The organism is Streptomyces sp. NPDC001156 (genome assembly GCF_053598275.1).
Window position 1 is genome coordinate 1 of the sequence record NZ_JBSFJX010000116.1, and the last position, 24,469, is coordinate 24,469.

Here is a 24,469-nt window from a genome sequence, read left to right on the forward strand (position 1 = left end):
GGGTGGCCTTCGTGATCGAACCGGCCCACCGCGAGGACGACGTGTCGGTCAGGGCCCGCTTGCGCCTGGCCCACGTATCCGCGGAGTGCTCCAGGACCTCAGCGCACCGGTGTTTGAGATCCTTCGAGGCCAGCGACCCCAGATGCGCGCCGACCAGACGCAACACGTCGTCGTCGTCCGGCGTGAGGGCCTTGATGCGGGTGCGGATCGCCACGCCGGACGGGCCGACGGCCACGAAGGAGGCAGCGATCGTGCGCAACGACTCACCACGCATCGATGCACCCCCCTCCACAACGCTTGATCAGCAACAGGAAGAACGGTACCGGCCGACACTGACAATGCCCGCCAAGCGGTCGTGCGCGCTGCAACACCACGAACAAGTACATGCTCGTGCGCACTCACTCACACTCCTGCACATCCGAAAACGAACAGCTCCTAATCCTCCCGTCCGGTCCGGTACACCGACCGTAGGAGCGGAGGGCTTTCCAGTGTGATTCGGCTTGGCGCTCGCGGAACCGGATCAGCAGCTCGCTCCCTGCCATCAGGTGGGGCGAGCGGTCACAGTGCCAGGCGCCAGACGGCGCGGCCTTGGTTGCCGTATCAGGAGTGGGCGAGCGCCCATTCAAGGGCGTAGTCGGCGATCTCCTGCCAGCCGTCCTGGACGGCCATCAGGTGCGAGCGGCCGGGAAACACCTTGACCTCGGTGGTGGTGCCCTCCGCCTTGTAGTGCCTGGCGTTGGACATCTGGACCTTCGGCGGCATGACATGGTCGTCTTCGCCGGAGAGGAACAGTAGGGGCGCCCGGTCGGCGTTGTGGAAGTTCACGTACGTGTCGGTGCGGCCGGGGTGAAGGTTGGCCAGCGAGCCGCTCCACACCATGCTGCCTGGTGCGGGGATGTGGTAGCGCTCATAGGTGGTGCGGACCTGGTCCTCGGGAAACGTGTTCGCGAAGGCGTAGCGCCATTGGTCGAAGTCCAGTCCGACGGCGCGGTGCCGGTTGGCCGGGTTCTTCAGGACGGGGAAGAGGGACCGGATCTGGGACAGGGGTACGACCGGCACGCCCTCAGCGGGCGCGGAGTTGATCACCACTCCGGCGGTGCCGAGGCCGCGGTCCAGGAGGATCTGCGTGAAGAGGCCGCCGGCGGAGTGACCCATCACTATCGGTGGCCGGTCCAGCCCCGTGATCAGCTTCTCCAAGCTGGAGATGATCGCCGGAACGGTCACAGTCTCGATCGGGGCCGGGTCGGCGTTGAGGGCCTCGACCTCCACCTCGAATCCAGGGTATGGCGGTGCGATGACACGGAAGCCCTTGTTCTCGTAGTGGGCGATCCAGTTCTCCCAAGCCCGCGGTGTCACCCAAAAGCCGTGGACGAGGACGATGGTGTCGGGTTGCATCAGTGTGCTCCTTAGGCAGTGGACCGATGGGCGGTCGAACTTAGGACCGATGGGGTCCCGGCACTGTGACACCAGGGCAGAAAAAAAATTGCCTTTGTGGCACAGAGGATGCTGATGCCCACCGCCTCCGCTTGTTGTTTTGAAGTCATCTCAATGGCGAGGCGGCGATGCGGCCACGCCCGACTCACCGCCTGGCTCGCTCCGCCACAGCGTGCGTCACCTCGACGCCGTGGCCGACACCGCTCTGCGCGCCCCGGCCGGCGGCGCGCTGGCGAGCTGCGGGCACGAAGGGGGGAGACACCCCTCTGTGGCTGGGGCGGTCGGCTCCAGGCTTTGGGCAGCCACTTTGGGGCGAGCCTGGAAGAGCATGGCCCCAACGTCGTGCTTCAACGGGCAGGTCCACAGGCTGCCCGGCGCGCCGGAAGCTTAAGGGGCCATGATTACTCGCCCCAAAGCAGCTCCGCCGACCTAGGCCTTTTCTCTTCGGATCACTCTCACAGGCGTGCGATAGTTTGCCCGCCATGACTGAACTCGGAGCCGCTGCCTGGCCACCTGTCCCGATAAGGACCGAACGGCTCGTGCTCCGCGAGTCGGAGGCCCGGGACCGTGCCGCGTTCATCGAGTTGTTGGCCTCACCGGAGGTGGGCACCTACATCGGTGGCCCTCGACCGCGTGATGAGCTCGAACGTACGGCGCCTGAGGTGCCCGGGCGGCGCCCTGGCCTTTTCGTGATCGATCTCGACGGAGCGATGATCGGCATGATCACGCTCGATCGGCGCGATGCAGAGCGTCCGGGTCATGTCCGTCCGGATGCCGGGGAGAGAGAGCCCGGCTACATGTTCCTGCCGGAGGCGTGGGGGCGCGGATACGCCGCCGAGGCGTGCGCAGCGGCACTCGGCTGGTTCGCCGACGCGCTTCCGAGCGAGCCGGTGGTGCTCTGCACCCAGACTGCCAACGACCGCGCGATGCGCCTCGCTGCGAAGCTGGGGTTCACCGCGGTCGAGCGGTTCGAGGAGTACGGCGCCGAGCAGTGGTTCGGCGTGTGGTCCTCGGTTACGCCGGCCGGTTGAGTCCCGGGCCGTCTCTGGGTCGTTCGGTGATGACCAACGATGACGGACAACACCGACCAGCATCGGCGTCAGTGCAGGTGGTGGAAAAGGGTGGGATGGTGCAGGGGGCCAGGTGGCAGACTGGCCGCAACTTCCAGAAGAACTGATCGAGTGCTCTATGAGCCCTTGGCTCGGTCATCGAAACTCCAGCCCAAAGCCGCTCCGCCGAACTAGGGCTCCAGCGACATCACTACTCGCTGACAGCGGTCTCTTCGGCGATCTCGGCAGCACTTTCCGGTGCCTCATCAAGCCGAGTTCTCGTCAGGCCATACTTTGCACACATCTGATCGACAGCCTCTTCAATTGCAGTCCATTTATACACGATGCCCAAGTTGATCAGATCGTTGTACTGAACCTGAGGGCGATTCGCCGCCGTGATGATTTCACCGGTCGCTTGTCGCTGATAAACAGCCGCAACAATCCCGAGGAAGTAAGGAGTGTTTGCGCCCAGCTGAATGGAATTCCCCGAAAAATACGAGGTGCGAAGCGTGGTGAATACAGGGCTGCCGCTACTCCCGGGAAAAACTGACGCATCGATCAAAAATTGCAGTCTTCCGTTCCAATTTAATTGAATCGGCGTAGCGGTGGCACCTTGGCGCAGGATGGGCGTGTTATGGGCAGCGTCGTACAGGTTATTTGGATAACCAACGAAAGTAACTGGTTCCGCCACATCCAAATTCTCCAACGCCTCCTTCGGAGGGCACGCTGATGGCGGGATGGTGCGAAAGAACGGCCTCCTGTCACCCCTGGCGAGCTCAGCCAAGACGGGGCCTAGAGGCATGACTGCGACGTCGATATCCTTATCCGAATGACCAACCCAGGGGCCGGGATCACAGGGGATATCGTAACCAATGGCGGGCGTGTCAAGGTCGGGCTCCTCTCCGCCTCCCTGAATAAAGAAGATCGCGCAACGCTCAAATCCCTCAAGCACATGCTTATTCGTAACCAGCACAAACGTAAACGCATTACCCTCTTGAGAGGCAGTGTAAATGAAACCTGTGCCGCTTCCCCTGCCGCGAACCCCTCTCGTTTCGATCCGCACCGTACAGAAGAGAAGTTGCCTATTGAAGCTGTTTACGGCAAAGGAGGTTCCCATTTTTGCCCCACTCGAATACGCATCGGACCTTTACGGTAGCAGCAACTGCCGTAAAGGATCCCGCGCATTGCGGGTGTAATCCATGCCCAGACCGACCGACGACAACACCAGTACGGGGCTCAAACGCACGAGCGCCCTCCCTGGGCGAGCGCTCTCGCGCCGTCTCTGGGCCGCCCGAGGGCACCCAACGACGACAGACGGCGACGGCTGTCCCCTGGTCAGAGATGGCGCATTGGGCCCCACAGCACTGGGTGCCCCGCGCCCGCGGCTGCCGCCCCGGCTCCAGCCGCCCCGGCCCCCGCCCCAGGAAGAAGTGATCTCGCAGCGGTACATGTCCAGTCGTAAGGTCGGCGCGTGACATACGAGGGTGCAGACACAGGTTCTCCTGACGGGGCCTACAACTGGGCGGACGGTACAGGCCTGCTCGGGATGGACCAGCCAGAGGAAATCGACGCGGCCTTCGAACGCGGCGAGCCGCACGTCGGCGTGGCCGTGATCGGCCTTGCCCTCAATCACTCCGATCCCGTGGCCATCCTTCCCCGGATCGCCCGCGCTCTCCGCACGGACTCGGAAGAACTGCGTCGCCAGGGCACGGTCGCGCTAGCGCACGTTGCACGTCTTCACCACACGGTCGATGCCGAGTGCCTGGCCCTCTTGCGAACCCGCCCTAGGGGCAACGAAGCCGACGACGATCTCTGGACGTTTGTCCGGCACCGGCGTTTGCCTCTCTGGCTCTGGCGTCATCACCTGCCCCGGCACACGAAGTGGCTACTTTGGGACCGCTGGCGCGCTTGAGACCACCGACGCACCCCAACCATTTCAGGTGCACGCGAGCGCCAGCCGTGCCTGTTGCGTGCCCGATCCGGCGGGATCTCCCGGGGTCTCAACGGGAGCCGCAATGCCAGTCGCGCTCCAGTCCGGGTCAGGGACTTCCCAGGTCAACCGCCATCTGCATACGCCGTCTTCCAAACTCGTGCTCCATGACCGGGCAGCGGCGCTTGACAGGGCCATTGGGACTCCACCGCCCGCGCGATAGTGTTCCCGCGTGTCTGCCTCCTTTATGTTGGTCCCCGGCTTTTGTTTCGTACTCCTGGGCGTGTTGGCCTTGAACGGCCGAGGAAACGCGGCATATGCGGGATTGCCTATGGTCGGCTGGGGTTGGGTGGCGATGGGTGGTGGCTTCGTCTTGGACGGCGGACCGACGCTCCTCGGGTTCTCTTTCGGAACGAGGGCAAATCTTGCCGGCGTGGGCCTGGTAGTCACCGTGCTCGGTGGGGTGCTTGTGCTCTGGGGCAGAGCGAAGGCTCGTCGCGTCGAGCAAGGCGACTGACGTAGGCATAACCAAGAGCTGGGCCGTTTCTGGGCCGTGCGAGGCGGTCCGGGGACGGCTGAGGTTGACAGACAGTCTCGCCCGCCGCAACCCCTGCCACGAGTACGGCAGGGGCCCAGCCGATCCGCACCGTCACGCTGATCACCGGCGACAAGGTGACAGTCGCCCAGGGCGTCGGCGGTGTTCCCTCCGTCAGCGTGCAACGAGGTCCGAAACGCAGTGACATCCGGTTCGAGATCTCCCACTACTGGAACGGCACCGACCACCACATCTCCGTCGTGCCGTCGGACGCACAGGCTCTCCTGGCCGCCGGCCGACTCGACTCACGCCTCTTCGATGTGACCGAGCTGCTCAAGGACGGTTACGACGACGCGTCGAGCGACTCCCTCTGGCTCATCTACGCCGGCCGAAACGGTAAGACCGCCGCCGCCCCGCGCCGCGGTCCAGCAGTTCGGCACGCCCGTCACCCGCACCCTGTCCGTGTTGCACGGCGGCACCATCACCCCGCACAAGCGCGACGCCGCCATGTTCTGGCGCTTCGTCACCGGCTCGCAGGGTCTTCGCGGCCCGCTGAACAAGCTCTGGCTCAACGGCCGCAGCCGGGTCAGCCTGGACCAGAGCACCGCGATCGTCGGAGCTCCCGAGGTGTGGAGCACCCTCGGCTCCACCGGCAAGGGCGTCACCGTCGCCGACCTCGACACCGGCTACGACACCGCTCACCCGGACTTCAAGGACAAGGTCGCCGACGGCGCGGCCGTGGACTTCACGGGTTCCGGCACGGTGGTGGACGGCAACGGACACGGCACCCACACCGCCTCCATCATGACCGGCACCGGCGCGGCCTCGGGCGGTAAGTACAAGGGCATGGCCCCCGATGCCTCGCTGTTGGCGGCAAGGTCTGCGACGACTACGGCGCCTGTTACGACGATGCGGTCATCAGTGGCATGACCTGGACCGCGCAGAAGGGCGCCAAGGCGGTCAAGCGCGGCGCCGGGCAGGCCCCGGCGGTGCCGTCCCGCGCTTGCGACTCCGGATTCCACCGGTGATGTACGAAGCGTTCGGAGTGGGTCACGTCCGCGGGAGTGGTGTATCGACGGCCACTCGGTGATCTCGTTGTGAGGCTATGCGGTGAGTTCGGTGGGCATGACGGTGTCGTGGGTTTCTGACTCGATCGGGTGGAGGCGGGTCTTGGCGAGCAGGTCGAGTCCCATGTAGCGGCGGGCTTCGGTCCACTCGTCGTTCTGCTCGGCCAGGACCGCGCCGACCAGGCGGATCAGGGCGGTGCGGTCAGGGAAGATGCCGACCACGTCGGTGCGGCGGCGGATTTCCTTGTTGAGCCGTTCCTGCGGGTTGTTCGACCAGATCTGCCGCCAGATCTCGCGCGGGAACGCGGTGAACGCCAGCACGTCGCCCTGGGCGGCATCCAGGTGGGCTGCGGCCTTGGGGAACTTGGCTTCCAGGGCATCCAGCACGGGCCGCATCTGAGCCTGGACCGCGTCGGTGTCGGGCTGTTCGAAGACGGTCCGCAGCAGCGTAGCCACCCACGGCTGGGCCGACTTGGGAACCTGGCTCAGCAGCGCCCGGGCGTAGTGGGTGCGGCAGCGCTGCCAGCTCGCGCCGGGCAGGGTGGCGCCGATCGCGTTGACCAGGCCCATGTGCGCGTCGGAGATGACCAGTTGGACGCCGGACAGGCCGCGGGCGATCAGTGAGCGCAGGAATTGCAGAGGGCATCGGCCTCTGCGGACATGAGCGCGTCGGCGAACGTCTTGACGATCGCGCGCAGCAGATCGGGACTCGCCAACGCCCGGATCAGGTGGGAGCCCGTACACCACTTCTCAGGACGCAACCCAGCGCCGACCAGACTTCCCGGCTCACCCGCCTCGATCGTACGACGCCAGCCTGAGGCCCGGGCACCCGGAGGGGGCCTTGAACGGTGGGAGTGCCGGCGGTGCGGCGATGCGAGGATGCGCGGCTCGAATGATCAGCGCGGTCGGTCAAGCGGGATGGCCGTACTCCCTGATCAGGCCACCGCGGAAGCGGGTGCGCAGGACTCTGCGGCTCGCCGCTGCAGGAACAAGGGCCTCGCGGGGGCGCCGATCACCTTGTTCCCAGTGGACAGGGGTCGGCGGTGACGCCAGTGAGGTGGAGTCTGCGGGTGCCGTACTCGAGGAAGACCGGCGCTTGCCGGCACCTGTCGACACTGCCGTGATCCACTTCAAAACATGCCGGAGCCACTCCTGCGGCAGCGGCCAAGCGTGGTCGGCCACTGGTTCACAGCAGGCGGAAGTCGACCGACAGATGTTGGTGTGATCAGGGCGGTCACACCGACATGAGCGACTCGATAATTCCGTTCCCCGCCCGAAGTAAACAGGCTTGATCTCAAGAGCCGACCTGGACACGAGGTCGGCACGACCCCAAGGAGCGCACATGCACGGGAGCGGCGCGGAGTGGCCGGTGCAGTGGGCGGCGGGCCGGCGCAAGCCGCCGAGCTTCCGCACCGGCAAGATCCCGCTGCGGCTGTCGCTGGTGTGTGAGGGAGCCCCCGGCAATGGGCACCTGCGGTGGACGCCGCGTCCTGACAGGGTGCCCGCATGACCACCTGGCTCAAGCGCCAGAACCCGGTCGGAGTCCACCGGACGCGAATCGAGTGGATCGACACCGACGCAGGGGGCATCTACCACAACAGTACGATTGTCCGTTTCGTGGAGGCCGCGGAGGCCTCGCTTATGGCCGAGAGGGGCCTCCACGGCTACTTCCCGGTCGCACCCCGCGTCCACTACGAGGTGGACTTCGAGTCACCGCTCTACTTCGGCCAGGACGTCCACACGGCCGTGGAACTGATACGGATCGGCACCACCTCGATGACCTTCGCCTTCGAGGTCTGGGGCGAGGAGTTCCCGGGGCGGCCGCGTCGCCGGGCCGCGCATGGCCGCTACGTGACCGCCCACATCGACCGGGACCACCTCAACGGTGCCGCGAGCACGCCCTGGCCCGAGGAGTGGCTCGCTGCACTGAGAAGGCCGATGTGATCGCGAGAGGTGCGTCCGCCCTACTGAGTCCGGCTGCCGCGTGGACCACGAGGGGGAGGCAGATCGCATCGCCACGGCCGGACGTAGGACTTCATCGTCGGCACCCGCAAAATGAGCGACCCATCAGCGTGCATGCGTCCCAGTATTCAACTGAGTCCCAACGCTCAACTGGAGGAGTCATGAGTTCCACGTCTGCGAACGCGGCCACGATCACCGTCGAACGGGACGGACACGTCCTGCTGATGGGCCTGAACCGCCCCGCCAAGCGCAACGCCTTCACCAGGCAGATGATCAGCGAGCTGTCGATGGCCTATGGGCTGCTGGAGTCCGACGAGGACCTGTGGTGCGGGGTGCTGTTCGGCCACGGCGACCACTTCACCAGCGGGCTGGACATGATCGATGTCGGCGCCGAACTGGCCTCGGGTGACTTCGACGTCCCGGAGGGCGGCCGTGACCCGTGGCGACGGGACGGGACGTGGTCCAAGCCCCTCGTCGCAGCCGCGCAGGGCTGGGTGATGACCGCGGGCATCGAACTGCTGCTGGCCGCCGACATCCGCGTGGCCGCCAAGGATGCCCGCTTCAGCCAGCTCGAGGTCCGCCGTGGGATCTACCCCTTCGGCGGAGCCACGTTCCGTTTCCCCCGCGAAGCGGGATGGGGCAACGCCATGCGCTGGATCCTGACCGGCGAAGAGTTCGACGCCGCCGAGGCCCACCGCATCGGCCTGATCCAGGAAGTCCTCGCCGATGGCGCCACGGTGATCGAGCGAGCCAAGCAGATCGCGCGCGTCATCAGCGAGCGGTCCGCACCGCTGGCCGTGCGCGCCGCTCTCGCCTCCGCCCAACGGGCCCGCGAGCTGGGTGATGCCGAGGCCATCGCCCAGCTGCGCCCCGACATCGCCCGGCTCTTCAGCACCGCTGATGCCGCTGAGGGCGTAAGGTCCTTCGTCGAACGCCGCGACGCCGTCTTCACCGGCCGCTGACGACCCGCACCGCCATCCGCAGGGGCATCGCCGTGCCCACCGCGGAGCCGCCCCCTACTTTGCCTGCCGCTCGAGATCGCGAGGCGTACGTGGGCACATGGCTTCGCCGAGAACTACGTGCATCCCTGACTGCCGCGTACCGATCGAACTCCTGATGCCGTAGTCGGCCACGGCCCCGTCGCTCAGCATGGCGGCATGGTTCTCCCGGACGAGCCCGTGATCGCTTCAAGGATGCTGCTCCTGGACGAGGCGAGGTTCGAAGCCGGCAGACGCTTCGAGCTCGAGCGTCCCCCGCTGCTCTGCCTGGTCGGCCGTCACCCACGAGCGGTGTCCTCCGATACGCGGCCCGTACTGTGCCGGACCTGCCATGTGCCCGGTCCCCGCCCGGAGGGCTTGTGCAGTGACGTCGACTCGGCCGGACCTTCACTCGACGGCGGCTTTGAGGAGTTCTTCGAGCTCATTCCGTGGCGCCGCTTGAGATCGGCGTTCTCCGCCCGCAGCTCAGCCATCTCGCCCGGCGCGACCGCCGGCCCCGCACGGACCTGAGAGGCGGAGCAGCTCAGCGCCTAGCCGCGAAGAACTCTCAGCCGCCCGCATCGGCGCGCCACATAACGGCGGCCCGTAAGGCCCGAGTTCTCGACTGTCGGCTACAAGCCATTTCTCACCGGGGCACCTTGAACGCTGCATCCTGACCGTGAACACAGTGAGTGACCGTACTCCTGCACAGAGCCATACCGGTCTCAACTGGCCGTTATTTCGCCATAGTTTGTGCGGCTTTCGGCGTGATCAAGGCCACACAACCGATCCGGGGATTGCATCATCGAACGATTCGCCAAGGGCTCTTCGTGTCGTGGGGCCGACAGCGGCAAACCCCCGAGTGGATTGAGGGCACGTGAGACACAGAGGACGGATACGGATGTTGGAGTCGTCAACGCGGTGGGTGGGAGGTGCGTTCGGGCTCGTCGCTCTGGTGGCGGGCTCCCTGGTGGCAACCGGTATCGGTTCGTCGTCTGCGGTTGCCGACACACCTGGGCCCGCGACACCTGGGCCCGGCATCACGCGGCCGGCCGGGACGGCGAACTCCGGAGAGAGCGTGGCCCGCGTGCACAAGGAGGTGATCGACGGAACGCTGCTTGAGCATCACGCCACACGGACTGTCTGTCCTCAGTGCCACGCCAGGGTCGTCACCGAGGGCACGAGCGGAAGTACTCCGTTGCGCTCGGCCGCGCCCGCCGGTTATGGCCCCGCCGAGTTGCAGAAGGCCTACGGGCTGCCTGCCGCCTCCAACAGCACCCGGACCATCGCCATCATCGACGCGGGCGTCTATCCGACTCTGGAAAAGGACCTGGCCGTATATCGCAAGACGTTCGGGCTGCCCGCCTGCACCACGGCGTCCGGCTGCCTCAAGTTGGAGAACTACACCGGGGGGAAGCAGCCTGCTCCGCAAACGGGAGCGCAGGGCAAGCTCGTGGAGGAGGAGGTGGCCCTCGAGACCGCGCTCGACCTCGACATGGCCTCCGCGGCCTGCCCCACCTGCCACCTCTTGGAGGTTTCCGTCCCCTGGCAGGATGCTCAGGACAACAACGATGTCTCGACCGATGACTTCGCCAAAGCGGTGAACACCGCGGTGGCCGCCGGCGCTTCGGCAGTCAGCGTGAGTTACGGCTACACCGCGGATGTCCAGAACACCCATGGCTCGCGCCGTTCCGCCTTTGACCACACGGGCGTGGCCATCACCGCGTCGACCGGCGACGAGGGTTTCAACGGCGGCATTCACCAGGCCTGGCCGTCCAACCTGCCCTCGGTGATCAGCGTGGGCGGGGTCACCTTGCCCACCGTCGGCAAGGCCAGCGCGTGGTATGCCGCAGGTAGCGGCTGCGAGTCCGTCTTCCCCGCTGCCATCGGCCAGCCGGCCAGGATCACGGCTTCCTGCGGTGGTCACCGCGCCGCGGCCGACATCTCCGCGGATGCGGACCCCGCCACCGGTGTGGCGGTTCGCGACACATACGCTCCCAGCAGCGGGGAGCCGAACAACTGGGTGGTGGCCGGCGGCACCAGCGCGTCCGCGCCCTACGTGGCCGGACTGTTCGCCCGTGCCGGACACCTTTCCGCGGTGAACGGGCCCAAGAGCCTCTACAGCGCACCGGCTGCCGACTTCACGGACATTACGAGCGGCAACAACGAGGCCTACCACCAGTGCGCCTCCTACCCCGGCGTCAGTGCCGCCCTGTGCAACGCGGGTCCGGGTTGGGACGGACCGACCGGTCTCGGAGTTCCGCACGGCCTGGGCGCGTTCTGACCATCCCGCCCTGCGACCGAGCCGGTTCCGGCAGCCCACAGACCACCTTCGTTCCATAAGAGAGGCACCTCATGCGTCTGAGAACTCGCGCGGCGGCCATCAGCGCGACAGCCATCGCGATCCTGCTGAGTGCTGCGGCAGTGGCAAGCGCCACCATCGGCAGCTGGGCGTCTGCCGACAAGAGCACCGCCCAACGGCCGGCCGCAGGCGCGGCGACCATCCGTCCCTGCACCATCGATGACGTTTCGTTCTACTTCGGCGGCTACACCGCGGGCACCAGTCGACGCAGCTTCGACCTGACCGTGCTCGCCCACGACGGCATCACCTGCACCCTCAAAGACACCCCGCTGATATCCCTCACCGGACCGGCGGACCAGACCAAGCCGATCCCGGTCTCCGTCAACGGGCGCGGCGGCACCCTTGTGCTCAGGCCTGACTCCCCGCTGCACACCACCGCGATCTACAACATCCCCGACACACCCGAACACACTCTCAAGGTCAGCTCCATGACGCTGGGCATGCCCGATCACACCAGCCGCAGCACGTACTTCTTCGTGCCAGGCGTCAGCGACGTCTACCAGACGGGCGTCTCGTTCACCTCTTGGACCACCGGACTCGGCCTCGGGCAGGGCGAGGAAGCCTTCTGATGATGTGAGGCGCAGACCCGGTTGCACGGCAACCGGCGCTGTGCCCCGAGGACTTGTCACCGATGCGAAGCCGGCGTGGGGCAGGAGGTCGCGGCCGCTCAATCGGTGAGACGAACCTGTGGTCGGAGCACCGTGGGGTCCCTGCCGATCGGCAGGGACCCCGGCAGGACTTACTGCTGCTGCGCGCGCCAGTCGGCGAACTTGGTCTCGGCGATGTGCGCGTCCGGACCCGGCAGGAGCGTGGCCTCTTGCAGCTTGGCACCCCAGTAGGGGGCGTGCTCGTCCGCGACCACCGTGCGGGGGTCGTCCTTGGCGGCGAGTGCCGCACGGATGAGCTCGTCGAGCTGGAACGCGTCGGGGCCCGCGACCTCCACCACCCCGTTGACCGGCGCATCGACCGCGGCGCGGCCGACGGCCGCGGCCACGTCGTCGGAGCCGATGGGCTGGATCTTGACGGGGGCCAGGCGCACGGTGTCGCCGTCGGTGGCCGCGTCGGCGATCGCCTTCATGAACTCGAAGAACTGGGTGGCGTGGACGATGGAGTAGGGGATTCCGGACGCCTTGATCAGCTCTTCCTGAGCCTGCTTGGCGCGGAAGTACCCGCTCTCCTGCAGGCGCTCGGTGCCGACCACCGACAGTGCCACATGGTGCCCCACGCCGGCCTCGGCCTCAGCCTTGAGGACGTTGGTCGTGGAGGTGCGGAAGAAGTCCATGACGGCCTCGTCAGCGAACGAGGGGGAGTTGGACACGTCGACCACGACCGACGCGCCCTTCAGGACCTCGGCCAGGCCCTCACCCGTCAGAGTGTTGACGCCAGTGGTGGGTGCGGCCACGACCGCCTCGTGCCCATGCTCGTTGAGCTTTCCGACCAGCTTGGAGCCGATGAGCCCCGTCCCACCGATCACTACTACCTTCATAACGGGTTCCTCTCAAAGATTTTCGGCCTGTACTAGGAGAGACAGGAGAGCCGTTCTCCTTGTGACGCGGTTTTCATGATTCGCTTTTGGCGCGTCATGCCGTCGGCAACGTGGTCACCCTTGCCGGTCGTAGCGATCGCGCGCTTGGGTAACCGTGTCCGGATCGACGGCGCCGGTCCGCGCCAGCTGGTCCAGGGCGGCCACTACGACGGACTCGGCGTCGACTCCGAAGTAACGGCGCACGGCGTCACGGGTGTCCGACAGTCCGAAGCCGTCCGTTCCCAGTGACGAGTAATCCTGATCGACCCACTGGCTGATCTGATCGGGCACCTGTCGCATCCAGTCGCTGACCGCCAGGACGGGCCCTTGCGTACCCGACAGCGCCTCCGTCACATACGGGACGCGCTCCTCACCCCGCCGCCGCGCCGCGTCGGCGTTCAGCGCGTCGCGGCGCAGCTCCGTCCAGGACGTCACTGACCAGACGTCAGCGTGGACATTCCACTGGGACATGAGCAGCTCCTGGGCCTTGAGCGCCCAGTGGATGGCAGTTCCGGAGGCCAGCAGCTGGATCCGCGGTCCGGCGTCGTGGGGCTCCGCCCGCCGGAACCGGTACATGCCCCGCACGATCCCCTCCTCGACCGCGGACCCGGTGGGCATGGCCGGCTGGAGCTTGGGCTCGTTGTAGACCGTCAGGTAGTAGAAGATGTCTTCGGGCTGGTCGCCGTACATCCGCCGCAGCCCTTCCTTGACGATCACCGCGATCTCGTACGCGAAGGCGGGGTCGTAGCTGACGGCGGCCGGATTCGTGGATGCCAGCAAGTGAGAGTGCCCATCGGCGTGCTGCAGCCCCTCGCCGGTCATCGTCGTACGGCCGGCCGTAGCTCCGACGACGAAGCCGCGGCCCATCTGGTCCCCCAGGGCCCAGAATTGGTCGCCTGTTCGCTGGAACCCGAACATGGCGTAGAAGATGTAGAAGGGGATCATGGGTTCGCCATGCGTGGCGTACGACGTCGCCGCGGCGGTGAACTCGGCCATCGAACCGGCCTCGGTGATGCCTTCGTCGATGAGCTGGCCGTCCTTGGCCTCCTTGTAGCGCAGCAGCTGGTCGGCGTCGACCGGCTCGTAGTTCTGACCCAGCGGCGAGTAGATCCCGGCCGTCGGGAACAGAGACTCCATGCCGAACGTCCGCGCCTCGTCGGGGATGATGGGCACCCAGCGTCGCCCCGTCTCCTCGTCGCGCATCAGGTCCTTGACCAGCCGGACCAGAGCCATGGTGGTGGCCACTTCCTGTTTGCCGAAGCCCTTCCGGAGGGCTTCGAAGGGGCCGGACGGTGGCTGCTTCAGGGGCTTGGCCACCACCCTGCGCACCGGGACAGGGCCTGCCAGAGCAGCACGCCGCTCACGCAGGTACTGGACCTCTTCCGAGTCCTCACCAGGGTGCCAGAACGGCACCAGATCCCCGCTCAACGCGCTGTCCGGAATGGGCAGTTCCAACGCGTCGCGCATCTGACGGAACTGGGACATCGTCAGCTTCTTCATCTGATGGTTGGCGTTGCGTGACTCGAAGCCCGCACCCAGCGTATGTCCCTTCACCGTCTGGGCGAGGACGACGGTGGGTTCGCCCCGGTGCTCGACCGCGGCCCGGTAGGCGGCGTAGACCTTGAGAGGTTCGTGCCCGCCCCGGGAGTTCGCGAACAGGTCGGTGAGCTGCGCGTCACTCAGACCGGCGGCGATGCCGGAGAGCGTATCGCCGCTGAAGAAGTGCTCGCGGATGTAGGCGGCGTCCCGTGCGGCGTAGGTCTGGAACTGGGCATCGGGTATCTCGCCCAGGCGGTGTACGAGGGAGCCGTCGGCGTCCCGCCGGAGCAAGGGGTCCCAGGCCTCGCCCCACAGGGTCTTGACCACGTGCCAGCCCGCACCGCGGAACCGGGCCTCGAGCTCCTGCACGATCTTGGAATTCGACCGCACGGGACCGTCCAGCCGCTGAAGATTGCAGTTGATGACGAAGGTGAGGTTGTCGAGACCCTCGCGGGCGGCGAGCGCCAGTGCGGCCGTCGACTCGGGTTCGTCCATCTCCCCGTCTCCCAGGAAGGCCCATACACGCGACCCGGAAGTGTCCTTGATTCCCCTGTCGTGCAAATAGCGGTTGAACCTGGCCTGGTATATGGCGGAGAGGGGGCCGAGCCCCATGGAGACGGTCGGAAACTCCCACAGCCACGGCAGGCGCCTCGGGTGTGGGTAGGACGGCAGGCCGTGGCCGTCGGCCTCCCGGCGGAAACCGTCCAACTGCTCCTCGCGCAGCCGCCCCTCCAAGAACACCCGCGCATAGATGCCGGGCGAGGCATGCCCCTGGAAGTACAGCTGATCCCCGGAGCCGTCCCCGTCCTTGCCCCGGAAGAAGTGATTGAACCCGATCTCATAGAGCCAGGCCGCAGACGCGTAGGTCGCGATGTGGCCTCCGAGACCCAGACGGGAACCGCGGGTGACCATCGCGGCGGCGTTCCACCGGTTCAGCGCGGTGATGCGCGACTCCATGGCGAGATCGCCCGGAAAGACCGGCTGGGACGACGCCGGGATCGTGTTGATGTAGTCCGAGGCCAGCAGCCCCGGGAGGGCCACTCCGGACCTGGCCGCGTACTCGTGCACGCGCCGCAGCAGGTACACGGCGCGCTCGGGCCCGGCATGCCTGATGACAGCCTCGAGGGAGGCCTGCCATTCCCTCGTCTCCTCGGCGTCACGGTCGGGTATCTGGTCGAGCTCACTCATCGAGGCTTTCCTGTCAAGGCGTGGGGAGGTGAAGGCGGACGGCGGCTGCGGCCACGAGTGCGCTGTGGCGGCCGCCCGTAAGAGATGTGCGCCGGGAAGCCGCCGCCGCGGCCGCGCGCGTCAGCGCTGCGCGAGCCACGTGCTGAAGGTCGTGGGACCGATGTGGGCGCCCGGTTCGGGCAGAAGCGCGCCTTTGCCCACCAGGGCGGCGAAGAGTCTGGCGCGCACATCGGTGACCACACTTCTGTCGTCACCATCGGCGGCGAGGAGCTTCGCCATGAGGTCGTCGAGGTGGTACTCCTCGGGGCCGGCCACCTCGTGCGTACCGAGCAGCGGCACCCCCACGGCGACATGCGCGACCGCGGCCGCGACGTCGTCCGTCGCCACCGGACGGACCAGCGCGGGCGCCACGTGGACCCCGTCCGGGCTGGAGTCCGCGACAGCGATGGCCTGGAGGGTCTCGAAGGTCAGCGCGGCACGCACGATCGAATGGGGGACCGGAGACTTTCGTACCTGGTATTCCTGGAGTTCTTTCGCGAGGAAGTAGCCCGACCGCAGCCGCTGGGCCCCCACCACCGACAGGGCCACGTGATGCTCCACGCCCGCCGAGGCCGCCGCGGCCAGGAGGTTGGTCGTAGCGGTGCGGAAGAAATGCAGACCGGCTTCCTCGGTGCGCACGGGCGCATCGGTGACGTCCACCACCACCTCGGCCCCCCGCAAGGCCTCGTCGAGACCATTACCCGTGATCAGGTCGACGCCATGGCGGCGTGAGACGGGCACGACCTGCACTCCATGGTCACGGAGCCTGGCAACCGTTCTGGAGCCGATCAATCCGGTAGCCCCCGCGACAACGACTCTCATGTGAATCCCTCCCAGAGGGCTCATCGCCCCTGTGTGCGTCTGGTGACGCCGAAGTCAGACACGTGCACTACATCGACAGGACTTGCACCACTGTTGTGACATCGATGGGAGCAGTCGGAAAGCGGCGGCCTCTGTCACATAAGTCGCCTGTTCTCGGTCGCCCTTAGGAACAGCCGTGCCGAGAGCCAGAAATGAAGAACGCTGTCCCGTCAGGGCGACGACCAACGGAGGTGCACAGTGTCAACCAAGGACTCAGCGGGCGTGAGCGACGACAAGGCGCGTTCCGGGACGTGGATGACCGCGGCGAAGATGCTGCAGGACGCCAAGCCGCCCCATATCCCCGAGGGCGCCTCGGGCATGACCGTGCTGATCGAGTGGCCACCTGGTGACTCCGGCACGCCTCCGCACCGTCACACGGGGCCGGCCTTCGGATACGTGATCGAGGGCGAGGTGCGCTTCGAACTGGAGGGAGAGCCGGAACGCATCGTCAAGGCCGGCGAGACCTTCTGGGAGCCGGGCGGAGACGTGATCCATTACCAGGATGGCAACGCCCGAGCCGATGTGCCGTGCCGGTTCGTCGTCACGATGCTCTGTGCGCCGGGCCGGCCGATGCTCACGCTGGTCGACGAGAAGGAACTGGCCGAGCGGGCCCATCTGCGTGCTCCGCGCCCCGCGAACTGACCTGCGGCTTTTTGCCGACGAGGTCGGCGCAGCCCGAAGCAACGGCGCTCCGTGGCAGGGCACAAGACGCAGGAGCGCCCCAACCGTCGTTTACCCCTGCTGACGTGCTGTTGGTGGCCGCAGCCCTTCACGACCTGCGGCATCACGTTCTGCCGCGCAGCTGCGGGTGACGCGTGCGGATCGACGGTCTCCTGCACATAGTCTTGGCCACGGTCATGTCCCCCCTGGCGCGGTGCTGGGGCGCGTGGATGCCTGCGAGCGGTCTTGTGCGCGGCCGCGGCGCTGTGGTGTCCCTTGTCGGCGATCAGTCGGCGTGACAGGCCGCGACGTGTCGCGGCGGTACGGAGTCCGGTGTCCGCCGCGGGCGTGGCCGCGATGGCCTGGACGGCCCGCTCGTCGACGAGTTCGGGACGTGAGAGCCTGGCCGCGGTCCACGCCGGTCACGCCTTGCACACGCCTGGTCCTGAGGGTTCGAGCGCGTCGAACGCCACCACTTGGTACGGGCAGCCCCAAGGAACGGAAGCCACACAGCCGGGCCGAAGGGGCGTTCGGCCGCCCACCGGACGGTGGCCGTTCCGGTGCCGTCCCGGGTACCGTGGCGGCCGACGACGGCGCCGGCCACAAGCGCGGACCTGGGCGTCAACACGTGCCGTGCCGGCCGGTGCGGTGCCGATCGACCGAGAGTTGTGATGGCCCCGACGATTCGCAGGGCTGTGATCCCCGCCGCTGGCCTCGGATCCCGTCTGCTGCCCCTGACGAAAGCGACACCGAAGGAGATGCTGCCGGTCGGCGACAAGCCGGTCATCGAGCACACCGTGCGCGAGCTGGTGGACTCCGGCATCACCGACATCACCATCGTGGTCTCCGGCGGCAAGAGCCTCATCCAGGACCACTTCCGCCCCAACCCCGCTCTCGTCCAACAACTCCGCGCAGACGGCAAGACGGCCTACGCGGACGCGGTGGAGGAGGTCGCGGAACTGGCCGGCCAGGGCCACATCACCTACCTCGACCAGCACGGCCCGTACGGCAACGGCACCCCCGTGCTGAACGCTGCCCGTGCCTTCGGCGACGAGCCCGTGCTGGTGCTGTGGCCCGATGACGTCTTCGTGGCCGAGGTCCCCCGCGCCCAGCAGCTGATGCGCGCGTATGAGCAGACCGGCTGCCCGGTGTTGGCCCTCATACCGATGGACCCCTCCGACTCCCAGCGCTATGGCGTACCGATCGTGAAGGAAGACCTCGGGGACGGCCAACTGCGCATCACCGGCCTGGTCGAAAAGCCCGAGCCTGCTGCCGCCCCGTCGTCGTACGCGGCCATCGGCGGCTACGTCGTCACCCCCGGCATCATCGACGAACTGCGCGAGCAGACCCGCCGCTGGTACGAGCACCGGACCGGCGAGATCTACCTGACCGACGCCATCAACGCCTATGCCTCCACTCGCGCGGTGTATGGACAGGTCATCAAGGGCCGCTGGTACGACACCGGCAACCCGGCCGACTACCTTGTCGCCCAGATGGCGTTCGCCCTCGCCCACCCCGAGTACGGCCCCCGTCTGCGAGGCCTGCTTGCCGGACTCGACGGCGACCGTGCTGCCGCCCTCCGGGCGGTGACCAACCCCTGACCCACCGCTGTCCGTCTCGGCCGCCCGCGCCCAGCGAGCAGCCGAGAGAAGCAACCACCTCGTGGTACCTCAACGCGTTCTCGCACAGTCAGGTTCGAGCGGACCTCGACGGCGAGCCATGCCCGCTGCGCGCTTGGGGCAAAGACCTTCCCGGCACCGGGGTGTCTGTCGCCGCGGTCGTGCTGTGGTGGGCGCGGATGAGTGCGATCACTGTGTCGGTCGTACGGTCGAGGTAGCTGCGGCCATCGGGCAGCCGTCCCTCCGGGCTGATGTAACTACGCGGCCCGAGATGGGTGGCAGGATCGAGCCGATGCATGGTGATCTTGCCGGCACGTCGCGCGCGGTTCCATCCGCTACGGCGGAACAACCGCCAGCGCTGGGGGAAGATCCAGGTGCCGACGCGCTCGATCCGGTCGCTCGCACTGGTGAGCCGATGCAGGTGTTCGGCATGGGTGAGGTCGTTGGCGCCGTTGTGGAACCCACCGAGTGTGATCAGTACGAGCGGGGAGTGCAGCTGAGTGTGCAGTTCGTCGACGGCGCCGGTGGCGACCTGGGCGCCGCCGCTGTAGCTGAGCAGCACCACGGGGATACCGCTGTCGGGCTGGTAGCCGGCGAGCCGGAGCTGAGTGGCGATCTGGAAGCCGACGGCCCGGTTGTAGAGGGGGCGGTACCGGTGGTCGGCGGCGACGAAGACCTGCATGACGTTGTGCAGGAACAGCAGCAGCCCGACGTGGCGGCGCAGCCACGCCCACACCGGCCGCTCGGCAAGCGGGTCGGCCAGCGGCGAGTAGGGCTGCACCTGACCCAGCACCCGCAGCTCCGGCGCTCCCGCGATCACGGCCTTGACCAGTTGGCCGCCGTCCCGAGTATCCCGTACGCGACGTTTCCCGATGCCGTCCAGGTAGACCAGGTAGGCGGCCGGGGGACTGTCAGCGGCCGCACCGCGGGCGTAGGGCATGCCACTGGGCAGCTCGGTGGTAGGTGCCCGCCAGCCGGCGCTGTAGGCCAGCACCTCGTAGCGGGCCAGCAGTCCTTCGGCGAGCAGAGCCGGCCCGAGCACACAGACCCAGAGCAGGAAGTCGTTCATGTGATGGACTCCGATGCTCGGGGTGCGCTGATCCTCACGACCAGTCGCCGAACGGTCTCCACAGCGAAACCAAGGCCGACCCCGGCGATGGCCACGTAGCCCGCGGCGCTCCACCAGCCGAGGCCGGTCGCCGCTGCGAGCGGGCCGGCCAGGCCCGCTCCGACCCCCACGAAGAGCAACAGGTGGAGCAGGGGCCCGAGCAACGGGAACGCAAGAACGGCAGCGAGCAGCAGCGGGGCGACCAGGCCCGCTGTCCACACCAAGTGCGCGCCGGGCGGGGGAGAGGACAGCACCACCTCGGCCAGGTTCCACGCGGTCGCCGGCCACAGCGCGAACACGGCACCCTCGACGAGGCCGGCGGGCAGCAGCAACCCGGCCAGGAAGGTCCGCGACATGCCGGGCCGGCGAACCGCCAGAGGCAGGATGCGCCCGGCAGCCTCCGACACCCCGGCGAACAGCAGCAGGACGACAACGATGTGTGACATCGGTCAGCCTCGCTGTGACGGATCGACGAGGGCCGGCCGACCGGCCGAGCCGGCCGCCTCCAGGTACCACTCGAGTTCGTCGGCTGCGCGCCGATATCCACCCGCCTCGTGCTGGGCAGCCTGCAGGGTTGCCGCGGCTGCCCGGAACTGGGGGCCGCGAAGCAGGCGTTCGGCGAGGAAACGCACGGAAGCCGTGGAGACGTCCTGGGTACGGATCGTCAGGCCCGCGCCGAGTTCGACGACGCGACGGGCCACCATCGGCTGGTCGGCGCCCTGGGGGACCACCAACATCGGAACCGCGGCGTACATGGCCTCATTGACGCTGTTCATCCCGCCATGGGTGACGAACAGCGCCGCGCGTGCCAGCACCTCCGGTTGAGGCACGAAACGGCAGGTGAGCACGTTGGGTGGCAAGGGCCCCAGCGCGACGGGATCGGTCTGCCCGGTGGAGACGATCACGGTGCCGCCGAGCGGGGCGAGCGCGGTGGCGAAAGTACGCAGCAGTTGCGGGTTGTTGAACACCGTGCCCAGCGAGGCGTACAGCACCGGGTCACGCAGCCGATCGGCCGGGAACGACGGGTCGACGGGGCGGGCGCCGATGCTCGGGCCGACGAAACGGTAGGACTCGTCGAAATCCTCGACGGCAGGCTGGAACGCCCGCGAGGTGTAGACCAGGTTGAGCGGCTGGCGGATGTTCACCACATCGACCAGTGGCAACTGACGCGCGTCGAAGCGGCGGTGCAACTCCCAGCGCGACCGCAGGTAGCCCTGGAGGCTGCGCGGTCGGGCCGCCGCCGCGGCCAACAGTTCCCACGAGGCGCGGGTGGGACTGGGCACGTGCCGGTTGTACGCGAACATGGTGGTCGACGCTGCCGCCGGCACCTTGAGTTCGCGGGCGGCGACCGCGCCCCACAGACAGGAGCCGTCGTGGACGACCAAGTCGGGCCGGACGCGGCGCAGGTCGGTGAGGACCGCGGGCAGCAGGCGGACGGCGGTGCGTGCGAGCGCCTCGATCAACGTGACGGGCGTCGGCGGATCGGGGAGCGGCTGGTCACCTCCGGGGTAGAGGCATACCGTCGCGCCGGCGGACTCGATCTCCTCTCGGAACGCGGGCGTGGTGTGGTAGGTGACGGCGTGGCCGCGCCGAACGAGTTCGGCCACTACCGGCAGCGTCGGGTTGACGTGCCCGTGCATGGCGATGTTGAGGAACGCGATGGTACTCACAGACCGACCCCCCGTAGAGAAGAAGTGGATGCTTTGCCCGGACTGGCGGATGCCGCCGAAGGGCCGTCGGCCCGGTACAGGCCCGGCCCACTGATACGCAGCCCGTCGTCCGGTCCTGGCGGCGTCGCACCGGCACGTCGGCGCGGTTCGACGGGGCGCAAGGGTGAGTTCCCCGGGCCGAGTGCCACCACCACGCCGGCCGCCCTGTCGATGAGCGTTCGGCCTCCACGATCCACCGGGGGTGGCATCCCGGGGATGGCTGCGCTGGCCGGCGGCGCGGGCTCGAGGTCTCCGTGGTCGAGCAGCATCGGAGCGCCGGTGACCAGGTCCATGGCCACTACGGCGAACGGGACCGACAGCCTGCTCTATCCGCGACGGCAGGTAGCCGAGCGGATACACCTCACGGCCACGCAACTGGGTCCGCACGTGGTCCAGCCGCGGCGCGGGCCTGTTGGGGTGGGCGGCCGCGATGGGCCCGTTGAGGGCACCCACCGAGGCTTCGATGATCACGTCCGGCACGACAGCGCGCCGCTCCAGTGCGTATCCAACACCGACATGAGCCGCTCCGAGCGCGTCACCCGCGCTCACCACGACTGCGACGGGGCGGGGGAGTGCGCACAGGCTCGCCGCCGGGCCTCCGGTCGACCACGGCGAAAGGAGACACGTCCCCGCATCTGTCCTCATGCCCGACGCTCCGCATGGCCACGCCACTCTCCGAGTCGCCTCCGCCGAAGCCAGAACCTGCCGAAGAGGCTGGTCTCCGGCGACATGTGACCCTCATGATCCACCTCACTCATCACCCATCGGGCTCGCACCCAACCAGGACCGGACTGCGACCCAATGTGTGACACTGTTCATCAGTGTGATGTGTGACAGCGTCATTGAGATCGGTCAAACGCACCGCGTTCGCCGGCCGGGAGGCGTCACGGTGCCTCGCGAATTCCTTGGGCCTGGGTGGGTCAGCACCGTCCATCTCTTCCCGGCGCCGACGCCCGGCCATCTGCGGGAACGTTTGCGGAAGTCTCGACGCGGGAGTCTCAGGAACGGCAAGCATCAACTCCGCGCCGACACCCTGGTCTGCGCCGGCCGTCTTGGGCACCGTCGCCCGCGCTGCTGGTCTGTAGAAGCGTTGTCCGTCACAGACGTTGGGCGCTTCTGGTCTTTCACTGCGAGGCAAGGAGCCCCGAATGCACGGACGCTGCAGCCGCCGAGCGTGAGATGCCGGGACAACAACCGACCGCCCGGCAAACGGACATCCACCCATGCAGGCACAACCATGGAGGTACAAAAGGTGTCAGGCACCGACGCGGCGCACCCGACTCCCGCCCGTGACGGGGCACTCGACCCGGAGATGGAAAGAAAGGGCCTGTCTGTGCCGCTCGTTCCGGATCCGAAGGTCGTCAGGGAGCTGCTCACCCGGTACGCGTCCCTGCAGATCGCGCTCGCCGAGAGCGAGAAGCCGGAAGGGGTACGTGAGCTCGAGGACGTCAGCTACACGCTGTGCGTCATGACGGGAACCAGGCGTGTGCACGACGCCATAGAGGCCGCCGACGCGCTGCTCGTGGCCGGGACCGAGTGGGAGAGCGTCAGGGAGCCGGACGGCAAGCACGGTCTGCGATGGCGGTCACCTCTGTCTGAGGAGGCGGGAACACGACGTCCGGCCTTCCCTGGACAGGGAGCAGCGGAACTTTGATGCGGTCGGCATGACGGATTGGGGCCTGGGCACGGTGTAGGTCCGTGCGGAGCTTCAGCAGCGAGTGGTGACCGAAGTCGCCGTTGGCGACGTCAGACGTCCTCGGCCCTGTTCATGGCAGCCTCATTGCTCCGCGATGGTGCCACGGCAACGAGCAACGGCATTTTGTGCAGCGGCGGAGGATCTCCCGCCAGGCCGAGCCGCTGCCAGGCCAGCCTCATCGATATCTTCAGCACCCGTCGCGCCCGCAAGATGAGCAGGACGGCGAGAGGCAGCTCAACCAGCACGGCCGAGGCGGCGCTCGCCCACACATCCTCCTTTCCCCAGCTCAGGGAAATGTCGAACCAGGCATCGCAGAGGAGGAGCGTGGCTGCCACGAACGACAACGGGACCAGGACCTGGCGTCTCAACCACACCGCCACTCCCGCACCGGCCAGTGTCACGAGCAGCATCACGTCGAAGCCCACCCACACCCAGGGCCAGTGCCGGGCCTCAAAGCGATCCGGCAGCGACACCGCCAGGTAGACGGTCCACGGCACGAGCACGAGCACGCACAAGCCGAGCTGCCGTAGAACCCGGCGTCGGCGGCGGAGCAGCGTGGAGCCGTCGAGTGAGAGTTCGCGGGCCGTCGTACCGGCGGGGGCAGTGGGGTTGCTCTGCTCGCTCATCATTGCCTGTTTCTGCTGACACCTGCCGGTCCAGCAAACCGCCGGTCATGGTGAATCGCCCTGCTGTCTGCACGGCACGGGGGCAACGCCTCGACGTACGGCTGCGCCGCGAAGACTGTTGACAGTCATTTCATAGTACGGCGAGGTCGCATCCGGTCTGGCGGACGGTGCCGCGCTGACGTAGTTCAGCAATGCAGCGGCAAGACCCAAAAGAGAGGGGTTCCCTCATCGCAGTGGGTGGGCGTCGGCGAGGCCCTGGTGCAGGTTGAGTCGGGTTGGAGGGCTCTCACCTGCAGCGATGACGCTACGTGCCCCACACGGTCGCCGTGGTCGTCACCGCCTTCGGCCAGCATGGCGGGGCGTGGGCGCATCACGGAGTCCGCACGTCCCTCGGTGCCGCGGTCCTCGCGGCCACCAGGCTCTTCATACCCGGTTGCGTGACCCGCTTCTCCGACACCCACCGCCCGGACGGCGACTCCGATGTCGTCGAGGGCGTCACCCAGGTCATCCGGCAGCTCTCCCAGGCCGGCTCAGCAAGGACGCGATCAAGGCAATGGGCAAGGAGATCCGCTCCTGGCGCATA

General features: G+C 67.5%; 21 protein-coding genes and 3 pseudogenes. 12 read left to right on the forward strand and 12 right to left on the reverse strand.

Annotated features, from left to right (window positions below):
• Window positions 1–274: pseudogene (locus ACWDA7_RS35050) on the reverse strand (IS200/IS605 family accessory protein TnpB-related protein); the annotation flags it as partial.
• Window positions 275–600: 326 nt separating this feature from the next.
• Complete coding sequence (locus ACWDA7_RS35055; RefSeq protein ID WP_450609715.1) at window positions 601–1,395, reverse strand: alpha/beta hydrolase; 795 nt, start codon at window positions 1,393–1,395, stop codon at window positions 601–603.
• Between the two features lie 521 nt (window positions 1,396–1,916).
• On the opposite strand from ACWDA7_RS35055, the gene ACWDA7_RS35060 reads away from it, so the two are divergent.
• Window positions 1,917–2,465 carry a GNAT family N-acetyltransferase gene (locus ACWDA7_RS35060; RefSeq protein ID WP_450609717.1) on the forward strand — a complete coding sequence of 183 codons (549 nt, stop codon included), beginning with the start codon at window positions 1,917–1,919 and terminating at the stop codon, window positions 2,463–2,465.
• A 229-nt stretch (window positions 2,466–2,694) separates the two neighbouring features.
• Here the strand turns inward: ACWDA7_RS35060 and ACWDA7_RS35065 are convergent, their stop codons facing one another.
• A complete protein-coding gene (locus tag ACWDA7_RS35065; RefSeq protein WP_450609719.1) occupies window positions 2,695–3,546 on the reverse strand; it encodes a trypsin-like serine peptidase in 852 nt (283 codons plus the stop codon).
• Between the two features lie 408 nt (window positions 3,547–3,954).
• Here ACWDA7_RS35065 and ACWDA7_RS35070 point away from each other — a divergent pair, with 408 nt between their 5' ends.
• Window positions 3,955–4,395: a hypothetical protein gene (locus ACWDA7_RS35070; protein WP_450609721.1), complete on the forward strand. Its 441-nt coding sequence runs from the start codon at window positions 3,955–3,957 to the stop codon at window positions 4,393–4,395.
• Between the two features lie 1,018 nt (window positions 4,396–5,413).
• Window positions 5,414–5,878, forward strand: coding sequence for a S8 family serine peptidase (locus tag ACWDA7_RS35075; protein WP_450609723.1), 465 nt, complete (start codon window positions 5,414–5,416; stop codon window positions 5,876–5,878).
• A 173-nt stretch (window positions 5,879–6,051) separates the two neighbouring features.
• Here ACWDA7_RS35075 and ACWDA7_RS35080 read toward each other — a convergent pair.
• Window positions 6,052–6,654: pseudogene (locus ACWDA7_RS35080) on the reverse strand (IS256 family transposase); the annotation flags it as partial.
• A 703-nt stretch (window positions 6,655–7,357) separates the two neighbouring features.
• Between ACWDA7_RS35080 and ACWDA7_RS35085 the strand changes: the two are divergent.
• The 3 genes from ACWDA7_RS35085 to ACWDA7_RS35095 all read left to right on the forward strand — a co-directional run bounded on the left by ACWDA7_RS35085 (window position 7,358) and on the right by ACWDA7_RS35095 (window position 8,939).
• On the forward strand, window positions 7,358–7,525 hold the full coding sequence (locus ACWDA7_RS35085; protein ID WP_450609725.1) for a hypothetical protein: 168 nt from the start codon (window positions 7,358–7,360) through the stop codon (window positions 7,523–7,525).
• Window positions 7,522–7,959, forward strand: a complete 438-nt coding sequence (locus tag ACWDA7_RS35090) for an acyl-CoA thioesterase (RefSeq protein ID WP_450609727.1) — start codon at window positions 7,522–7,524, stop codon at window positions 7,957–7,959. Before ACWDA7_RS35085 ends, ACWDA7_RS35090 begins: the two co-directional genes overlap by 4 nt.
• A 179-nt stretch (window positions 7,960–8,138) precedes the next feature.
• Window positions 8,139–8,939, forward strand: a complete 801-nt coding sequence (locus ACWDA7_RS35095) for a crotonase/enoyl-CoA hydratase family protein (RefSeq protein WP_450609729.1) — start codon at window positions 8,139–8,141, stop codon at window positions 8,937–8,939.
• Between the two features lie 314 nt (window positions 8,940–9,253).
• Here ACWDA7_RS35095 and ACWDA7_RS35100 read toward each other — a convergent pair whose 3' ends face one another.
• On the reverse strand, window positions 9,254–9,448 hold the full coding sequence (locus ACWDA7_RS35100; RefSeq protein ID WP_450609731.1) for a DUF6444 domain-containing protein: 195 nt from the start codon (window positions 9,446–9,448) through the stop codon (window positions 9,254–9,256).
• 584 nt (window positions 9,449–10,032) lie between these two features.
• Here ACWDA7_RS35100 and ACWDA7_RS35105 point away from each other — a divergent pair.
• Both ACWDA7_RS35105 and ACWDA7_RS35110 read left to right on the forward strand, forming a co-directional pair.
• Window positions 10,033–11,238: a S8 family serine peptidase gene (locus tag ACWDA7_RS35105; RefSeq protein ID WP_450609732.1), complete on the forward strand. Its 1,206-nt coding sequence runs from the start codon at window positions 10,033–10,035 to the stop codon at window positions 11,236–11,238.
• Between the two features lie 71 nt (window positions 11,239–11,309).
• Window positions 11,310–11,885, forward strand: coding sequence for a hypothetical protein (locus ACWDA7_RS35110; RefSeq protein WP_450609734.1), 576 nt, complete (start codon window positions 11,310–11,312; stop codon window positions 11,883–11,885).
• Between the two features lie 170 nt (window positions 11,886–12,055).
• Here ACWDA7_RS35110 and ACWDA7_RS35115 read toward each other — a convergent pair whose 3' ends face one another.
• The 3 genes from ACWDA7_RS35115 to ACWDA7_RS35125 all read right to left on the reverse strand — a co-directional run bounded on the left by ACWDA7_RS35115 (window position 12,056) and on the right by ACWDA7_RS35125 (window position 16,453).
• On the reverse strand, window positions 12,056–12,802 hold the full coding sequence (locus tag ACWDA7_RS35115; protein WP_450609736.1) for an SDR family oxidoreductase: 747 nt from the start codon (window positions 12,800–12,802) through the stop codon (window positions 12,056–12,058).
• Between the two features lie 114 nt (window positions 12,803–12,916).
• Window positions 12,917–15,568: a pyruvate dehydrogenase (acetyl-transferring), homodimeric type gene (aceE, locus tag ACWDA7_RS35120; protein WP_450609738.1), complete on the reverse strand. Its 2,652-nt coding sequence runs from the start codon at window positions 15,566–15,568 to the stop codon at window positions 12,917–12,919.
• Between the two features lie 120 nt (window positions 15,569–15,688).
• Window positions 15,689–16,453, reverse strand: a complete 765-nt coding sequence (locus ACWDA7_RS35125; RefSeq protein WP_450609740.1) for an SDR family oxidoreductase — start codon at window positions 16,451–16,453, stop codon at window positions 15,689–15,691.
• 270 nt (window positions 16,454–16,723) lie between these two features.
• Between ACWDA7_RS35125 and ACWDA7_RS35130 the strand changes: the two genes are divergently transcribed.
• Window positions 16,724–17,110: a cupin domain-containing protein gene (locus tag ACWDA7_RS35130; protein ID WP_450609753.1), complete on the forward strand. Its 387-nt coding sequence runs from the start codon at window positions 16,724–16,726 to the stop codon at window positions 17,108–17,110.
• Window positions 17,111–17,799: 689 nt separating this feature from the next.
• Window positions 17,800–18,729, forward strand: coding sequence for a UTP--glucose-1-phosphate uridylyltransferase (locus ACWDA7_RS35135; protein WP_450609742.1), 930 nt, complete (start codon window positions 17,800–17,802; stop codon window positions 18,727–18,729).
• A gap of 88 nt (window positions 18,730–18,817) precedes the next feature.
• Here ACWDA7_RS35135 and ACWDA7_RS35140 read toward each other — a convergent pair whose 3' ends face one another.
• Genes ACWDA7_RS35140 through ACWDA7_RS35150 form a run of 3 tightly spaced genes read right to left on the reverse strand, consistent with a single transcriptional unit; the run spans window position 18,818 to window position 21,525 of the window.
• Entirely contained in the window at window positions 18,818–19,816 is a 999-nt protein-coding gene (locus tag ACWDA7_RS35140; RefSeq protein WP_450609744.1) for a hypothetical protein, read from the reverse strand.
• Entirely contained in the window at window positions 19,813–20,301 is a 489-nt protein-coding gene (locus tag ACWDA7_RS35145; protein ID WP_450609746.1) for a hypothetical protein, read from the reverse strand. The genes ACWDA7_RS35140 and ACWDA7_RS35145 overlap by 4 nt, the downstream gene beginning before the upstream one ends.
• Before the next feature lie 3 nt (window positions 20,302–20,304).
• A complete protein-coding gene (locus tag ACWDA7_RS35150; RefSeq protein WP_450609748.1) occupies window positions 20,305–21,525 on the reverse strand; it encodes a macrolide family glycosyltransferase in 1,221 nt (406 codons plus the stop codon).
• Between the two features lie 1,291 nt (window positions 21,526–22,816).
• Between ACWDA7_RS35150 and ACWDA7_RS35155 the strand changes: the two genes are divergently transcribed.
• The gene (locus ACWDA7_RS35155) at window positions 22,817–23,218 is read left to right on the forward strand and encodes a DUF5133 domain-containing protein (protein WP_450609750.1); all 402 of its coding nucleotides are present in this window, start codon (window positions 22,817–22,819) and stop codon (window positions 23,216–23,218) included.
• 92 nt (window positions 23,219–23,310) lie between these two features.
• On the opposite strand, the gene ACWDA7_RS35160 is transcribed toward ACWDA7_RS35155, so the two are convergent.
• A complete protein-coding gene (locus tag ACWDA7_RS35160; RefSeq protein WP_450609751.1) occupies window positions 23,311–23,889 on the reverse strand; it encodes a hypothetical protein in 579 nt (192 codons plus the stop codon).
• A gap of 305 nt (window positions 23,890–24,194) precedes the next feature.
• Between ACWDA7_RS35160 and ACWDA7_RS35165 the strand changes: the two are divergent.
• A pseudogene (locus tag ACWDA7_RS35165) lies at window positions 24,195–24,469 on the forward strand (hypothetical protein); the annotation flags it as partial.

Excerpts from the sequence above, each read along its gene's own strand:
- ACWDA7_RS35140 (WP_450609744.1), bottom strand. The coding sequence starts at position 19,816 with ATGAACGACTTCCTGCTCTGGGTCTGTGTGCTCGGGCCGGCTCTGCTC.
- ACWDA7_RS35060 (WP_450609717.1), top strand. The coding sequence starts at position 1,917 with ATGACTGAACTCGGAGCCGCTGCCTGGCCACCTGTCCCGATAAGGACC.
- ACWDA7_RS35130 (WP_450609753.1), top strand. The coding sequence starts at position 16,724 with ATGACCGCGGCGAAGATGCTGCAGGACGCCAAGCCGCCCCATATCCCC.
- ACWDA7_RS35135 (WP_450609742.1), top strand. The coding sequence starts at position 17,800 with ATGGCCCCGACGATTCGCAGGGCTGTGATCCCCGCCGCTGGCCTCGGA.
- ACWDA7_RS35095 (WP_450609729.1), top strand. The coding sequence starts at position 8,139 with ATGAGTTCCACGTCTGCGAACGCGGCCACGATCACCGTCGAACGGGAC.
- ACWDA7_RS35160 (WP_450609751.1), bottom strand. The coding sequence starts at position 23,889 with ATGATGAGCGAGCAGAGCAACCCCACTGCCCCCGCCGGTACGACGGCC.
- ACWDA7_RS35090 (WP_450609727.1), top strand. The coding sequence starts at position 7,522 with ATGACCACCTGGCTCAAGCGCCAGAACCCGGTCGGAGTCCACCGGACG.
- ACWDA7_RS35125 (WP_450609740.1), bottom strand. The coding sequence starts at position 16,453 with ATGAGCCCTCTGGGAGGGATTCACATGAGAGTCGTTGTCGCGGGGGCT.
- ACWDA7_RS35110 (WP_450609734.1), top strand. The coding sequence starts at position 11,310 with ATGCGTCTGAGAACTCGCGCGGCGGCCATCAGCGCGACAGCCATCGCG.
- ACWDA7_RS35055 (WP_450609715.1), bottom strand. The coding sequence starts at position 1,395 with ATGCAACCCGACACCATCGTCCTCGTCCACGGCTTTTGGGTGACACCG.
- aceE (WP_450609738.1), bottom strand. The coding sequence starts at position 15,568 with ATGAGTGAGCTCGACCAGATACCCGACCGTGACGCCGAGGAGACGAGG.
- ACWDA7_RS35115 (WP_450609736.1), bottom strand. The coding sequence starts at position 12,802 with ATGAAGGTAGTAGTGATCGGTGGGACGGGGCTCATCGGCTCCAAGCTG.
- ACWDA7_RS35085 (WP_450609725.1), top strand. The coding sequence starts at position 7,358 with ATGCACGGGAGCGGCGCGGAGTGGCCGGTGCAGTGGGCGGCGGGCCGG.
- ACWDA7_RS35145 (WP_450609746.1), bottom strand. The coding sequence starts at position 20,301 with ATGTCACACATCGTTGTCGTCCTGCTGCTGTTCGCCGGGGTGTCGGAG.
- ACWDA7_RS35100 (WP_450609731.1), bottom strand. The coding sequence starts at position 9,448 with ATGGCTGAGCTGCGGGCGGAGAACGCCGATCTCAAGCGGCGCCACGGA.